The sequence below is a fragment of the Gallionella capsiferriformans ES-2 genome (assembly GCF_000145255.1).
In the GTDB taxonomy this organism is placed as follows: Bacteria; Pseudomonadota; Gammaproteobacteria; order Burkholderiales; family Gallionellaceae; genus Gallionella; species Gallionella capsiferriformans.
The window spans coordinates 1,583,332-1,597,221 of the sequence record NC_014394.1 but is presented as its reverse complement, the minus strand read 5'-3'; the positions used below and the strand labels follow the sequence as shown (position 1 = coordinate 1,597,221).

At 54.8% G+C, this 13,890-nt stretch carries 6 protein-coding genes; all 6 read left to right on the top strand.

Annotated features, from left to right (window positions below; genetic code table 11):
• Window positions 1-299: 299 nt before the first annotated feature.
• The 6 genes from GALF_RS07205 (at window position 300) to GALF_RS07180 (ending at window position 13,667) form a co-directional block, all read left to right on the top strand.
• On the top strand, window positions 300-809 hold the full coding sequence (locus GALF_RS07205; RefSeq protein WP_013293406.1) for a protein-lysine palmitoyltransferase: 510 nt from the start codon (window positions 300-302) through the stop codon (window positions 807-809).
• A 50-nt stretch (window positions 810-859) separates the two neighbouring features.
• Entirely contained in the window at window positions 860-1,327 is a 468-nt protein-coding gene (locus GALF_RS07200; protein ID WP_013293405.1) for a GNAT family N-acetyltransferase, read from the top strand.
• Window positions 1,328-1,399: 72 nt separating this feature from the next.
• Entirely contained in the window at window positions 1,400-3,151 is a 1,752-nt protein-coding gene (locus GALF_RS07195) for a hypothetical protein (RefSeq protein WP_013293404.1), read from the top strand.
• A gap of 41 nt (window positions 3,152-3,192) precedes the next feature.
• On the top strand, window positions 3,193-3,879 hold the full coding sequence (locus GALF_RS07190; RefSeq protein ID WP_013293403.1) for an Ig-like domain-containing protein: 687 nt from the start codon (window positions 3,193-3,195) through the stop codon (window positions 3,877-3,879).
• Window positions 3,876-5,099, top strand: a complete 1,224-nt coding sequence (locus GALF_RS07185; protein ID WP_013293402.1) for a hypothetical protein — start codon at window positions 3,876-3,878, stop codon at window positions 5,097-5,099. The genes GALF_RS07190 and GALF_RS07185 overlap by 4 nt, the downstream gene beginning before the upstream one ends.
• Before the next feature lie 3 nt (window positions 5,100-5,102).
• Window positions 5,103-13,667 carry a calcium-binding protein gene (locus GALF_RS07180; RefSeq protein ID WP_013293401.1) on the top strand — a complete coding sequence of 2,855 codons (8,565 nt, stop codon included), beginning with the start codon at window positions 5,103-5,105 and terminating at the stop codon, window positions 13,665-13,667.
• Window positions 13,668-13,890 lie beyond the last annotated feature (223 nt).

The window sequence follows — 13,890 nt, the reverse complement described above, 5'->3', positions numbered from 1 at the left end:
TGGATAGCTCCCCGTTTAAAAAAATTTTAGTAATATGATCGGAGTTGCTCGGTGTGGTCAAAACCGAGTGTAGTTGGGTAATTGGTCTAAAACAGCGCCACCTGGAGTGGTGGGGGCGAAAGGCATAGTTTGGTACATGCTGCATAGTCATAAAAATCGGTTAATTCGGTTATACACCGCCTGTGGTTGTGCGCTGATTTATCTAGTATTTATTCGGTGTTTTTTAGGCTGCAATCGTGCAAATATTCGTCTCAGCACCTGCGCCATGCTTACCCATAATTTACAACAAGGAGATGCTCATGGGCAATGACATGCCTCATTTGAAAAAAATTGAACAAGATGCACCGGATCACGTTATCGCCGAGCAAGCCAATCAGACGCTTGAATCTGCGCAGATAGCCCTTTCCAAATTGCCAATTTTGGGGCCGGTGTTATGGCTGTATGCCCGCGACCCGCTCAAGAAATTCACCTTCATCGCCGACCTCGACTGGGCGCTCTTGCCCGCCGTCATTCTCGATCAATGTCGCCTTTATACCAAAAATAATATTCCTTTTGCATTTTTTACCTGGGCCAAAGTTAATGACGAGATTGACCAGCGCCTGCGTTCAGGCGTGCTGCGCATCGCGCCGCACGAATGGCAAAGCGGTGAACACGTCTGGTTGATCGATGCAGTCGCGCCGTTCGGACAGATTGAGAAAATGCTGGAAGAATTGCGCAAGGAGCAGCTTGCCGGACAAAAAATCAGCGCACTGCTGCCCGACCCGCTGAACGCCAATCAGCTCAAATTGCATGAGTGGGCTGCACAGTGATCGTGTGACCCCGGTATTTACCCTCTGAATCCAGCGACCCAAACAAACTTATGAAAATTCGTTTTGCCACTTTGGACGATATTCCGTCCTTCGTAGAACTTGCGCGTACCTTTCAAGCACGTACGCGCTTCAAGGATTACGCTTTCAATGCGGAACGCGTCGCTGACAACCTGCGCGCCGCCGTCGAAAACCCGCGCGGCACGTATTGTTTTTTTGTTGCAGTGGATAGCAATGAACAATCCATAGGCTGCCTGATCGGGTGTGCAGAAAGGCACTTCTTCTCGGATCAGGTAGTCGCCAGCGTCATTCAGTACAACTTATTGCCAGACAAACGTATGAGTGGTGCTGGCCTCAAGCTGCTTACCGCTTTCAAAAAGTGGGCGGAGAACCGGGGGGCTTATGAGTTATCGGTCGGTATCAACAGCGGAACAGACCTTCAGCAAATGGACCGTTTTCTGCGCAAGCTCGGATTTCAGATAACAGGCGGAAATTACTCGATGATATTGGGAACGGCATGAACATGGGCAGGCAGGTTTCGCTTTGAATTTGAATAATCCGGCGTAGCCGCGAGCAAGTAGGGAGAGAGAGTAATGAAAATGGGAATTAGCCGGTTGAGACTGGCGCTTTGTGCATGTGCATTAATGCTGCCTTTGGCCGCGTGCGCCGGCGATGTGAATCTGGAAAAACCGGTGGAAATACAGCCCGGCAAAGGGGTGGCGGTTTTCTCGATCACCCTTCATGGCGCCATACAAACCTCATCGTCTGTCAAATGGCGCGAGATCAAGGATGACAAACGCATGCCCGTCAACTGGAACGGGAGCATCTCCTTGGCCCGAGGGAGCCTCTTCGGCACGGAAGAGTTGTCAAGGTCGCCTCGCCAAGTCTGGGGGCGGCTTGCCGCGCTGATGTTGCCGCCCGGAATTTACGAATTCTATGACTTCAATTCAGAACAACTGGAAGGGCAAGCTGGAGGGGGCCAGCGGTTGACGCTCTTCCATGCGAGGCGGCCATTTTCGCGGAAATTTAATGTGGAGGCTGGCAAAATACAGTATGTAGGCAACCTGGATATTCACGAGGGGCCAATCTTCTCCACGACGGGCGGCCTTATGGCCGGGGTGTTCTTGGGTATGTTCGGCGCTCAGGTCGAAGTCTTTCCATCCTTGCTCGACATGGGCGATGCCGACATCCCCTTGATCATAGCCAAGGGAAACGGCCTGAACGCTGCCGACATAGCACACAATGTTGCGGCCGATGAGGATGATCGGCATACGCAGGCCCTGTTCGACGACTTGCGAAACAAGGTCAAACAGGGAGATATCCATGCCCAGAGGCGATTGCTGCTTGGCTTGCAGAAAGGTCTGGTCATGACCGAATCGGGTGAAGAATTCAAGGTACATAAGGATAGGGAACTGCAACGCGAAATTGCCGGAAAACTGTCGGCGAAGCAGGTCAGCGGCGGGGACTATGCCTTGGCTATCCTGAAGGAACCCTTGCTGCTAAACGGCCAAATGGACACGCTGCCGACGGATGAGGACGGGCAGAAACTACTGGACGATGTGCTGGACGATGCGAGGCGCTATTACAGCCCAGCCATGTACCTAGCATCGAATATGTATGGCCGAGGCTTGCCCGGCGTGCAAGAAGACAGGAAGCAGTCATCACTATGGTGGGAACGCTATCGGTCGATGACCGAGAGGTCTTCCAATTTTGTGCCTTACCTCGACGAAGCGGGCAAGGCCGAATACAGGAAGTTCGATCGTGCTTCCAATCCCCGCTACTTCGCCCTGACCACCAGCGGAGCATACGGTCTGAGCACCGGGGAGGACGCTTCGGTCCAAGCGGCAATTGCCGCGTGCGAAGCGCGCAATGGCGGATCGGCGGAGCATTGCAGCCTGTATGCCAGAAACGGCCTGATGGAATGGGAAGCATGCCCTGCTGGTTACGAGGGCTCCATGGCCAACACCTTTCCCCCGGTAACCGGCATAGGTGATATCGACGATATTGCACACCTTCCACTGAGCGTGGGCGATAACGGAAAGACAGTCTACCGTGAATTCCTGAAGGCCATGATGCCGCGAGCGTTCGCGGTGGCAGACAGTGGTGAAACGGCGATGGCGAGCGGAGATTGCCATGCAGCCTATAAAGCGCTGCAAGCGTGCAGCGAACGCACAGGCAAGAACTGTAAGCTCTATGCGCTGGATGACCAGATTGTGCTGGGCGCGACGGACCCGAAACTGGCAGAACAGGAACAGCGGCTCACCTCACTGGTGGAACGTGTATCGCAAGGTAAAGCCAAATTGGCTAGTCACACTGTTCCCGTCGCCGAATCGGAGAAGAATTGAATTCCGTGGAAAACGAACCTGCGTTGAGTGAGGGAAACGAAATGCAAAAACATAAGGCGAAGCTAACCCCTTTGGTTATGAAAGAACTCCTGGTGTGGCAAGACGCCAACGGCGACGGCGTGGCCGACAACAACAACGGCAAATTCGACGCCATCGAACTCAAGACCCTCGCCCAGCTCGGCATCACCGAACTCAACTATGCCATGGGTAACGGCCAGCTAAAACAACTGGCTAGCCCCGACGTTGCTGCCGATACTCAGGGCACGCGCACCCATGTGGTTCCGGAAGGCATCATCCTCCAAAGCAGCAACGGCAGTACCAGCCTGCTGGTCACCCGTGTCGACGACAAGAGTCTGCTCGAAGCGAATCGCGATGGCGTGACCGGTTACGAGAATACCGAAACCCTTATCAGCGCCGCCGACCTGCTGGCCAACGATACATTGGCGGGGTTGTCCGAGCAGAACATCAGCATCACCGGCGTCTCCGGATTTACGCACGGCACAGGTTTTCTGGATGGAAACGGCTATATTCACTACACCCCGGAGGCTAATTACTTCGGGGCGGCTAGCTTCGACTACACCCTCAAGGCCAGCACTGGCACAGAGGGCAAAGACCTGCTGCTGGGCCACTACGGCAACACCATCATCAACGCGCTGGGCGACGATGACCTGCTTGCAGGCAGGGGCAATGCTGCTAATGAGGTGCGCGAGGAAAGGAGGGCAGCATGAGCACAAGAGTGAGATTCAACAGGGCATGGTGTACGTTGCTGGTGATGGGTACGTTAATATTGTCGGTGCATGCAGGGGCGGAAGAGCCTGCGGTTGTTGGGGCAAGCAATGTGGGTGCATCGAGCGCTGTAGTGCCTGCTCAACCGGCGGCATTTGAAATCATCCCAGAAGACCCGCTGGCGGCGAAACTCAGGATTTCCGACAAGACGAAAAGTTACAAGAAAACGTTTTATCTGCGGGGGTATTCTTTAAGCGAACCTGCATGGATGGACGAGCATCGATACATAGCAGAGATGCATGCGGGCGATGGGTTCGAGGCGAAATTTGGCGAGATCCCGCCTAAGGTGGTAATTGTCGATACTCTGACCGGGAAGGTCGAGGATACCGGAGTTGTAGGCGATCTAATGTGCTATAGCGAGGGCAGAATAGCTACAAGCGTACGAAATGGCCTTAGCTGGACTATGTACTTCGGAAAACTCGGCGAGCCATTGCAGGCCTATCCAAAGAATTTTCCGCAAGAGCTGGAGTTGAATGTTCAGTCTTGTCAACTCGTGCCCGTATGGAGACGTCCGAAAGCCGCGCCTGAGGAGCCTCAGTTTGTGGCGCGATTTCCGCTCAAGGTAGAGCACGGTACTATTTTCGAATGGAAACCTGCCAGTTATCCAGCGCTAAAAATTGGCAGGGACGAGTATGGTCGCCCCGGATTTTATCGCGACGGCCCGGCGGAGATGCCGCCGTTCCATGTGTATTGGGAGCAACCCTCCGGCAAGCGCATCGATATCCAATTTAATCCGGGAGAGAAAATATCTTACGTTTCGTATCTCCCATACGAGAAGGCCTATCTAATCTGGATAGATCTGAGTGGAACGCAACCCATTGAGGGGACGTCCCCACGCTTTGAGCGTTTGCTATATCTGGATGGCACGGTTAAACGATTTGGAGTTCCTCCCGTCATTATGGATTTGGTGCAGGTTCGTAAAGTCCACGGTCTTGCAAAATATTCCAAGAAAGGCTTTGAGTGGGGCGCGCATTGGAAGAGCCGCGAAACAGATAGTCAGCATATTGGCGGTTTTTATGAAGTGATGAATGGGGCGTTGGTAAAGATCGAATCACGGGGGGGAGGGACTGGGCCCGATGGTTGCAGGGAGTATGGGAAAGAACAGCAGCTTTTTTCGAAGCGCTTAGACTTTTTTTACATTGACGTTTGCAAAGGGGAATAAGGCATGGCTAATCTGAATCTGGACGCACAGCAACTGCAAAACAGCAATCTCGGCATCACTTTTTCCAATCTGGTCTATGACCTGAACAATGCCGCGCAGAAGAATATTCCCAGCGTCATTCAGGTGGGGCAGTTTTTGCCATCCGGTGTGACCGATGTGGCGGGTAGTCAAGCGGGTTATGTCCCGTTACCCAATATTAACCTGAGCAGCTTCGAAACAAGGCATGTATTGAATAGCCCAACAGGCCTGAACGCTTTCATCGCTCTGGATACTGCCAATAATACCGTTGGGCTTGGGGTTGCCGGCTTGAATGGCGCATTCGGCACCAATCCCGGCTCCGCCGCCGATACGACACAAGCCGCACAATTCATGCAGGATCAGTTCAAGGATTTTGTGCTGGACGGTGGCTTGCAGACATTGCGCGAAGCATTCCTGAACAATCCGACAATGAGCTTGACGGCAGGCGGCCAAAGCGCAGGGGCGGCGGTGTTGGATGCCATCATTGTGGCGGCGAAACACGGCGTGCCACAGGCGACCATCGACAGTTGGGCGAATGATCGGCGCTTAGCAGGTAAGTCACTTGACGACGTGAGGAGTCTGACCTCAGCTATCAGCGGGTTCGATTTGTCTAACCTGACCGCCACCAAGGTGAACGGCCTTAATTCTGAATATTTGCTGACAAAGCTAGGCTTTACCCCAGCAGATATTGCTGCTGTAAATCTATCCGGCGCAACGATTACAGCGATACGGATGGTCGATCCGTTGACCGGTTATGGCGATGTGGTGACCTATATTGGTGGTAAAACTTTAGGGACGATGTGTGAAATAGGGGTGAACTACGATCCCGCTGCGGGAAATGTTCCCGGCAACTATCTTGGTTGGTATCACAGGCTCGAAGGCGCGCTGGCAAAAGCATTGGCTACGAATGACCTGAATTCTTGCAGTATTATTGATCAGAACCCACTGCCTTTAAAAACTACGGAAGCTATTCTGTCGATTTTTGATGGGTTGTCTTTTGACGATAACGCTGCCTCTTACGGGGGGCTTGCTGCGATGGCCTTGTTTACCACTGCATTTTCTGCGCCTAGCGAGTCTGCTCAGTTCTTTGGGAAGTTGACTTCGTCGGTGATGGGAGGGGGAAACGAAGCCCTCTACAATATGGTCGGCGGCGTAATTGAAGGCGCAATCAAACTTGCGGCGTTAAGCAATCCAGTTGGTTTTATTATGAATGTTGGCACACTGCTGTTCGGCTCCAAGCTGCTAAATGCCGCAATTGGCGCATCCACATTACCCAATACTGATTTATTGCCATCGTTTGCATCTGGGGTGAACCCTATCATATACCCGAGTGCGACTAACCCGAGTGTTGCCGAACTCAAAGAGTATCGCTTTGCGGATCACACGGATTATTACCGTCCATCTGATGGCGTCAGTATGCGCATGTACAACAACGGCGACTACGGCGTGAGTTATGGAGATGGCACCGGTTTTGGTATGCGCACAGACGGTAGTGGGTATGTTAGTGTCGCTCAGGCTGGCAGCACACCCCTGTATGTTCCGTTCGTGAATGGCGATGCGATACGTCCTGGGCAGAATGGCGGGATTGATATTGTTAAATATTTGCCTGATGGCCTCGAACAAATCCGAACAGTCAATGCGGACGGCACGATTACATCATACAAAGCAAAGCCCGATGGTACGATGGAAGCAATGGTCGCACCGATACCACGTGACGGTGCCCAAACCCTCTACAACGCGCTTGCCGGTGTTGGAAATGCCGTCGCTACTTACGCTCCGCCATTGATCGATGCGCTGAGCCTCATCAAAGCTATCCAGACTGGTCAGCCGTTGCCGATTGTGGCTTCCGGACTGCGGATTGCCAACGACTTTACTTCGATCCGTGTGCCGGTTGACCCGAATAACCCCACCGGCGCCACCTACCTGAAACCCACCAACGCCAGCATCAACGGGGCATCCAACGTGGCGGGCGGCGTATTGAGCCTGATGAGTCTGGATGCGGCGTTGAAGCGCGGCGATTCCATGGCCGCGATCACGGCGGGCGCGCAGGCGATCAGCTACAGTGCCAGCGCATATGCCAGTTTTGGCGGTACTTTCAGTAGTACTACGGCTAGCAGCATCAACAGCTTGAACACGGCATTGCCTTACCTCAATATCGTCAACAGCATCGTCCACGGCGACGCCGTCGGTGCGGCGATGGGGGCGATCGCGATGACGCCGGCAGCGCCGGTCGCCTGGGCCTATTACGCCTTCAATATGATCGACTCCCTGTTCAGTAGCAGCGAGGCCCCGCCGGAAGCGTGGGGCAGCGCCCATGCACAGTGGAGCGGGTTCACCGCCACCAGCAGTGCGGTGGGCGAATTCGGCGGACTGGAAGCGGCTAACCAAACTTACGGCAGCATGTTGTCCTATCTGGATCAGCTGGCGGCACAGCAACAAACCCTCAACCCCGGCAGCAGCATCGGCGTGATCGCCAACCGCCTGCCGGGTTTGAGCTACCGTAACTACAGCGGCTACCAGATCACCGATATCGACCCGCTGACCGGCGTGCAAGTCAACCCGGACATCAAGTACGACCTGACCGGCCGCCCCTACAACGCTCCGGCAGGCTCGGTACAAGCCTCGCAGAGCCTGACCGAACGAATGATTCGCGTGGCATTGGCGCGCGGCGCGATTGCCCCGACCTGGGAAATTCAAACTGCGGCATTGCAAACACTGGCAGGCGACCCGATGGCCGGACTGACCGAGGAGGAACGGGCAGGACGGGCAGGACTGCTGGCATCCCAACTCGCAGCAGGTGCCAGTACACAAACCTTCCGGGCGGTGGCACTCGATCTGAACGGCGACGGCGTGCAGACCACCGGAGCCAATAAGACGGTCGCTTTCGATGTGGACAACAGCGGCTACCTCAAGAATACCGCCTGGCTTTCCAACGCCGACGGCTTCCTGTTCCTCGACCGCAACCTGAACGGCCAGATCGATGCGGGGAACGAACTGTTCAGTAACAGCGCCGTATCGCTCACTGCGCGCGGCTTGAACGGCATGCGCTGGGTGGACAGCAACTACGATGGCAAACTCAGTGCCCTCGACCCGGTGTGGAACGAACTCAAGGTGTGGCAGGACGCCAACGGCAACGGCGCAGCCGACGCAGGGGAAGTGCAGACGCTCGGCACACTGGGCATCAGCGCGCTCGACTATGCCATGGGTACTTTTACGCAGAACGGCCAGCTCAAACAACTGGCCAGCCCCGACCTGGCAGCCGACACCTCCGGCACGCGCACCCATGTCGTGCCGGAAGGCATCATCATCCAGAGCAGTCAGGGCCAAACCAGCCTGCTAGTCACCCGCGTTGACGACAAGAGCCTGCTCGAAGCCAACCGCGACGGCATCACCAGCTACGAGGACACCGAAACCCTCATCAGCGCCGCCGACCTGTTGGCCAACGATACATTGGCGGGGTTGTCCGGGCAGAACATCAGCCTCACCGGCGTCTCCGGATTTACGCACGGCACAGGTTTTCTGGATGGAAACGGCTATATTCACTACACCCCGGAGGCTAATTACTTCGGGGCGGCACAGTTCAATTACACCCTGCAGGCCGGCACCGGCCAGACAGCCACCGCCACGGTGAATATGAATATCCAGAATGTCAACGACGCGCCGACAGTGACGATAGATCAGCATGTGAGGGCGCTTTACGGATATGCATCACGAGCCTATGTTGTTGGAACGGGGTATATCCCGGCTAGTCCGCAATATGCACCGTATACTGGTTATAACTACACTCGTGTTACCGCACCGGTTTACGGAGTTCATAACACGATCCTGACTTATGTGGATACAGACGGGACGAATAATGCCACTCTCATCGTCAGCGATGTGGACAATGCGCCCGGAACCTTTACTTTTGATGTGGTAGCGCAGGCACAGAAAGGCCAGGGCAGCGTAGATGCCAGCGGAAATGTCGGTTATACCAACTGGGTCGGACCAAATACCCCGGGTGCTGCATACGATTCCTCGGTGCATGTGCCCGGTACTGATGGTGGAACTTTCATCCGTACATATACTACTCAAGCCGACCCGTTTACCGTTCGCGTGACCGACGCGGGTGGCGCCAGCGCCACGATCAGGGTTAATACTGTTCATTCAGGAGCGTATAACCCTGCCCTTGGCAGCGGTGGCGGCGGCGGTAAAAAACCGATTTCTATCGATCTTGGCAACGACGGTTTCGGCTTCACCAACGTCAACGACTCCAATATTTTCTTCGATATCAACAGCGATGGTTTCAAACACCGCACCGCTTGGCCCACTGCGGACGACGGTCTACTGGCGTTAGATGCCAACGGCAATGGCACAATCGACAACGGCAGCGAGATCAGTTTTGCCGCCTATCTGGACGGTGCGCAAACCGATCTGCAAGGGCTGGCTGCGTTCGACACCAACAACGACGGCGTATTCTCCGCACTGGATGCGAAGTGGAACCAATTCGGCGTATGGCAGGATGTGAACCAGAACGGCATTACCGATGCAGGCGAATTCAAATCGCTGGATCAAATGGGTATCTCCGCCGTAGGTCTTTCCAGTGATGGTCAGTTCTCCATCATCAACGGCCAGTCCGTACATGGAATGGGTCAAGTCACCAAAGTGGATGGCAGCACGCTCGCCTTGGCGGACGTGACACTGGCCTACAGCGAGGAAGTGCAAATCACCAATGCCGACGGCACAACCAGCGTCACCCTTAAATCGGCGTTCGCGCCTTCCGGCGAAACCGTCACCGGCACGGCGGACAAAGACCTGCTGCTGGGTAACAATGGCAACACCATTATCGAAGCTATGGCGGGCGACGATGTGGTGATGTCAGATATCGGCAATGACATGATCGATGGCGGCGCAGGCAGTGACTTGCTCTACGCCGGAGACGGCAACGACCTGGTGATCGGCGGCACGGGCGACGATGTGGTATTCGCCGGACTGGGCGACGATGTGGTGCTAGGCGGAGATGGCCACGATGCGTTGCTGGGCGAAGGCGGCAACGATGTGATGTTTGGCGGAGCGGGTAACGATATGCTATCCGGTGGCGATGGCAATAACGTCCTTTCCGGTGATGCCGGTGACGATCAGGTTTATGGCGGTACTGCCAATGACGCATTGTTTGGCGGCACAGGCACTGATGAATTGTCCGGCATGGAAGGCTATGACCGACTGGATGGCGGTGCGGGCAACGATCTGCTGGACGGCGGCGCACAGGATGACGCCCTATTTGGCGGGGCGGGCGACGACACGCTGATCGGTGGTGCTGGCAATGACACGCTGGATGGCGGTGCGGGCAACGACACCTACAGGGTGGATAGTCAGGGCGATGTTGTGACCGAGAATATCAACGAAGGCGTGGACACCGTGCAAAGCGTCATCAACTACACGCTGGGAGACAATATCGAGAATCTGACGCTGACGGATCCTTCCTCAGGTTCGGGACAGGCACTTGCCGACATCAATGGTACGGGCAATGCGCTGGATAACATCATCACGGGGAATTCCGGCAACAATCTGCTCAATGGCGGACGGGGTGCAGATACGCTGAACGGAGGTGCAGGCAACGATACCTATCTGTTCAATTTGGGTGACGGAGCCGATACGATTATAGACTCGGCCATGTCCGCAGCGGGGGCCGGGATCAATACCTTGGTGCTGGGGGCGGGCATTACTGCTGCCATGAGTACGCCGCTGGTCGGTCCGAACGGCGAAGTTACCCTCGACTTTGGCAGGGGTGATAGCATCCGCATCAACCAAGTGGGTAATCTTTCGGTGCAGAACATTCAGTATGCCGATGGCAGCATCGTCTCGGTGGAGTCATTGTTGAATGTCGCGCCAGTAGCTCATCCCGATGCGATCAGTATAAGCGAAGATAGCGCTCAAACCCGCATTGCGATCGCCTCGCTGCTGGCCAACGATACCGATGCCAATGCGCTCGATACCCTGAGCCTGACTGGTTTTGACGCTATTTCGGTTCAGGGAAACGCCGTTGCTCAGGATGTATCGGGTAATCTGGTTCTGAATATGGGGCTCCGTTATCAATCATTGGCTGCCGGGCAGACGGTGCTGGATACCTTCAGCTACACCATAGCCGACAGCGCGGGAGCGGCATCCGCTACAAGCGTTACTGCAACCATCGTCGGCGCAAACGATGCGCCGGTAGCGGCAAGTCCGATCGTCGATCAGGCAACATGGCAGGCGGCGGCGTTCGGCTTCACCGTCCCGGTCGGCACTTTCACTGACATCGACCAAGGCGACGTGTTGAACTATTCCGCAGTTCTATCCGATGGTTCAACGCTGCCGGGCTGGCTCAGCTTCGACGCTGTCAGATTAAGCTTTACGGGCTCACCGGGTAACGCGGATGTGGGCAGTCTCAGTATTGTGCTGACAGCCACCGATACTGGGGGACTGAGCGCATCCAGTGCGTTCCATCTCAACGTGGCGAACGTCAACGATGCACCGGTTGTTACCATGAAGATTGCAGATCAGCTTGTCGCGCAAGGCAAGGCCGTGAATCTTTCGTTGCCCGCAATCCTGTTTACCGATCTGGATTTTATCCACGGCGATCGTTTGACCTATAGCGCATCGCTTGCCGATGGTTCTGCGTTGCCTGCATGGCTGAGTATTGACCCGGCAACCGGCCGATTGAATGGCACTGCTGGTATGGGCGATTTGGGTGCGCTGGCGATCCGGCTGACGGCAACCGATACCGGCGGACTCTCGGCAACGACCGATTTCAACATGACCGTTGCCTCTATGATTACCGGCACGTCTGGCAATGACACGCTGTTTGGCAGTTATGGAGACGATGTCTATCTGTTTAGTGCAGGCTCAGGCCAGGACACGATTTACGACTTCGGCGGCATCGACACGATCAGGCTGGCGGGTCTGAATCCATCGCAGGTATCGTATGCGCGGGAACTCGGCAACAACGGCTGGCCGACCTACGATCTGGTCATCAAAGTCAACGGAACAAGTGATTCGTTGCGCATCGTCAACTACTACATCAATCCGGTGTTCCAGATTGAAAAGTTTGTATTCGATGACGGCACGGTGCTGGGCACTGCCGAGATGAATGTGTCCGTATTCAATTTGCGTGCATCGTCCAACGATTCGGTTGTTCGCGGCGGCAACAACGGCAATAGCAACGATACTTACTTGTTCGGTATAGGCTCAGGGCAGGACAAGATACTCGACTTCGACAACGGTATTGATACCGTAAAACTGGTCGGACTTAATCCGTCTCAGGTATCGTATGCGCGGGAACTCGACAATAACGGCTGGCCGACCTACGATCTGGTCATCAAAGTCAACGGAACAAGTGATTCGTTGCGCATCGTCAACTACTACATCAATCCGGTGTATCAAATCGAAAAGCTGGTGTTCGACGATGGCACGGTGCTGGGCACTGCCGAGATGAATGCGGCCGCGATTGACTTGCGCGGATCAGGCAATAGTTCCGTCCTGCGTGGTGGCGGGAACGGCAGCATCAACGATACCTATTTGTTCGGCATGGGTTCAGGTCAGGACAGGATACTTGACTTCGACAACGGTATCGATACCGTAAAACTGGTCGGACTTAATCCGTCTCAGGTATCGTATGCGCGGGAACTCGACAATAACGGCTGGCCGACCTACGATTTGGTCATCAAAGTCAACGGAACAAGTGATTCGTTGCGCATCGTCAACTACTACATCAATCCGGTGTATCAAATCGAGAAGCTGGTGTTCGACGACGGCACGGTGCTGGGTAGCTTTGCATTCGGTTATGCGGGCTACGATATTCTGCAAGGTGGCAACGGCAACGATGCGCTGACCGATAGCGGTGGGAACAATCTGCTGATTGGTGGAGCGGGGGCGGATACATTAACCGGCAGTACCGGCAACGAATTGTTCGCAGGCGGCGCGGGTAATGACACGATCACGACAGGTAGCGGGGCTGACGTCATCGCCTTCAACCGTGGCGACGGTATGGATGTAGTCAACGGCGGCGTCGGTACCGACAATGTCGTTAGTCTGGGACGTGGCATCAATTACGCCGATCTGGCGCTGTCCAAGGTCAGTAATAACTTGATTTTAGAAGTGGGCAACGGAGAGCAGATCACATTCGCGAACTGGTACGACACCACGGCCAATAACAAGAGCGTGCTCGATCTGCAAGTGATGGCGGATGCGATGGCGGGTTTCAATGCCACCTCGACCGACCCGTTGTTGAATCAGGCGGTGCAGAACTTCAATTTCACTGCGGTAGCCAATGCCTTCGATCAGGCTCGCGGGACCAGTGCGACCTTCATGCACTGGAGTGCGACCAACAGTTTGCTGGCGGCACGTTTGTCCGGTACTGATACGGCAGCCTTGGGCGGCGATCTTGCGCATCAGTACGGCACGAGCGGCAGTTTTACCGGCATGAATCTCACCGCCGCTCAAACCACACTGAACGACCCGTTGTTCGGTGCGCAGGCGCAAACCTTGCATGCTTTGCAGGGCTTGCAAGGCGGAGCGGTCGCGTTGCAATAAATGAGCGTAGCTCTCTTTAAGAGTACGGTGAACAGGTACTTTCTACTGGCCAAAGCAGTAGGATATTAACTATTTGTCCGTAATGGTGGCCGGTAAATCTTTGAATTATTGAGGTTTACCGGCCAACCTATTAGTTTTAACAGGTTTCAAGAAAAATCTGATCTGCCACAATAGAGTCAATACACATACAAAACCAGATGCAATATTTGGTTCGATGTTTGAC

Excerpts from the sequence above, each read along its gene's own strand:
- GALF_RS07205 (WP_013293406.1), top strand. The coding sequence starts at position 300 with ATGGGCAATGACATGCCTCATTTGAAAAAAATTGAACAAGATGCACCG.
- GALF_RS07195 (WP_013293404.1), top strand. The coding sequence starts at position 1,400 with ATGAAAATGGGAATTAGCCGGTTGAGACTGGCGCTTTGTGCATGTGCA.
- GALF_RS07200 (WP_013293405.1), top strand. The coding sequence starts at position 860 with ATGAAAATTCGTTTTGCCACTTTGGACGATATTCCGTCCTTCGTAGAA.
- GALF_RS07190 (WP_013293403.1), top strand. The coding sequence starts at position 3,193 with ATGCAAAAACATAAGGCGAAGCTAACCCCTTTGGTTATGAAAGAACTC.
- GALF_RS07185 (WP_013293402.1), top strand. The coding sequence starts at position 3,876 with ATGAGCACAAGAGTGAGATTCAACAGGGCATGGTGTACGTTGCTGGTG.
- GALF_RS07180 (WP_013293401.1), top strand. The coding sequence starts at position 5,103 with ATGGCTAATCTGAATCTGGACGCACAGCAACTGCAAAACAGCAATCTC.